This is a genomic window from Streptomyces sp. NRRL S-350 (assembly GCF_000719705.1).
GTDB lineage: Bacteria > Actinomycetota > Actinomycetes > Streptomycetales > Streptomycetaceae > Kitasatospora.
In genome coordinates this window covers 1-2,302 of record NZ_JOHO01000150.1, presented here as the reverse complement: position 1 = coordinate 2,302, position 2,302 = coordinate 1, and the positions used below count along the sequence as shown (strand labels likewise).

The 2,302-nt window shown below is 74.5% G+C and carries 1 protein-coding gene; it reads left to right on the top strand.

Annotated features, from left to right (window positions below):
• Positions 1-2,302, top strand: a 2,302-nt coding sequence (locus IF30_RS0140120; protein WP_030247989.1) for a type I polyketide synthase, incomplete at both ends; no start/stop codon positions are given.

The following is a 2,302-nucleotide window of genomic DNA, read 5'->3' as shown; positions in this document are numbered from 1 at the left end:
CCCCGGACAAGCCAACTACGCCGCCGCCAACGCCTACCTCGACGCCCTCGCCACCCACCGCCACACCCACGGCCTCCCCGCCCACTCCCTCGCCTGGGGGCTCTGGGCCCAGGACAGCGCGCTCACCGGCGGCGTGGGCGACACCGCCCGCGCCCGCATGGCCCGGCGCGGAATCCTGCCGCAGGCCACCGCGGAGGCGCTCGCCCTGTTCGACGCCGCCCTCGGCACGGACCTCCCGGTCACCGTGCCGGCCCGGTTCGACCTCGCCGCGCTGCGGCAGCGCGCCGCGGACACGGGCGTCCAGCCGCTGCTGCGCGGCCTGGTCGGGCCGGTGCCGCGCCGCAGCGCGCACGCCGGACCGGCCGACGAGCACGGTCTGCGGGCCCGCCTGGCCGGTCTCTCCCCGGAGGCCCAGGACCAGGCCCTGCTCGACCTCGTCCGCGCCCAACTCGCCACCGCGCTGCACCACTCCGAGCCCGACGCGATCCCGGCCCACCGCGGCTTCCTGGAGCTGGGCCTGGACTCGCTGACCGCCGTCGAACTGCGCAACACGCTCGCCCGCGCCACCGGGCTGCGCCTGCCCGCGACGCTCGTCTTCAACCACCCCACCCCCACCGCGCTCGCCGCCTACCTGCGGGGCGAACTCCTCGGCAAGGAGACGGAGTTCGCCGCTCCGGCCCCGGTCACACCGGCGGCCGGAGCCGAGGACGCGATCGCCGTCGTCGGCATGGGCTGCCGGTACCCCGGCGGGGTGACAACGCCCGAACAGCTCTGGCGGCTGGTCGCCGACGGCGTCGACGCGATCGGCGACTTCCCCGACGGACGCGGCTGGAACATCGAGGAGATGTACGACCCCGACCCGGACGCCCGCGGCAAGACCTACACCCGCCACGGCGGCTTCCTCTACGACGCCGACCGGTTCGACCCCGAGTTCTTCGGCATCAGCCCGCGCGAAGCCCTCGCCGTCGACCCTCAGCAGCGGCTGCTGCTGGAGACCAGCTGGGAGGCGTTCGAGCGGGCCGGGATCGCCCCGGACAACCTGCACGGCAAGCCGGTCGGGGTCTTCACCGGCGTCATGTACTACGACTACGGCACCCGCCTGGCGGACCGGACCCCGGACGGCTTCGAGGGCTACCTCAGCACCGGCAGCGCCGGCAGCGTGGCCTCCGGCCGGATCTCCTACACCTTCGGACTGGAGGGCCCGGCGGTCAGCGTCGACACCGCGTGCTCCTCCTCGCTGGTGGCGCTCCACCTGGCCGTCCAGGCGCTGCGGCGGGGCGAGTGCACCATGGCCCTGGCCGGCGGCGTCACCGTGATGGCCACACCCACCACCTTCCTGGAGTTCAGCCGCCAACGCGGGCTCTCCCCGGACGGGCGGTGCAAGTCCTTCGCCGGCTCCGCCGACGGCGTCGCCTGGGCGGAAGGTGCCGGCATGCTCCTGCTGGAGCGGCTCTCCGACGCCCAGGCCGCCGGGCACCCGGTGCTCGCGGTCATCCGCGGCACAGCAATGAACCAGGACGGCAAGAGCAGCCAGCTCACCGCGCCGAACGGTCCCTCGCAGGAGCGGGTGATCCGCGCCGCGCTGGCCGACGCCCGGCTCACGGTCGACCAGGTCGACGCGGTCGAGGCCCATGGCACCGGCACCACGCTGGGCGACCCGATCGAGGCGGAGGCCCTGCTGGCCACCTACGGGCAGCAGCGCGATCCCGAACAGCCGCTCTGGCTGGGCTCGTTGAAGTCCAACATCGGCCACACCCAGGCCGCGGCCGGCGTCGGCGGGATCATCAAGATGATCGAGGCGATGCGCCACGGCGTGCTGCCGAAGACCCTGCACGTGGACGAACCGACCCCACACGTCGACTGGACCGCCGGCGCGGTCGAACTGCTCACCGAGGCCCGGGAGTGGCCCGAGACCGGCCACCCGCGCCGGGCCGCCGTCTCCTCCTTCGGCATCAGCGGCACCAACGCCCACATCATCCTGGAGGCCGCCCCGGAGACCGCCCAGACCGCGGCCCAGCCCGAGCCGCAGGCCGATCCGCAGGCCCTCCTGCCGCTGCTGCTCTCGGCGAAGAGTGAACCCGCGCTGCGCGAACAGGCCGCCCGAATCGGCGAGTTCATCGGAGCCGACAGCGACCGACACCCGGCCGAGGTCGCCCAGGCCCTCGCGGCCGGGCGGACGCTGTTCGCGCACCGGGCCATGGTCTTCGGTGCCGACCGGGAGGAACTGCTGGCCGCACTGGCCGCCGTAGCCAACGGCACACCCAGCCCCCAAGCCGTCCAAGGATCGGTGCGCGGCGGCAAG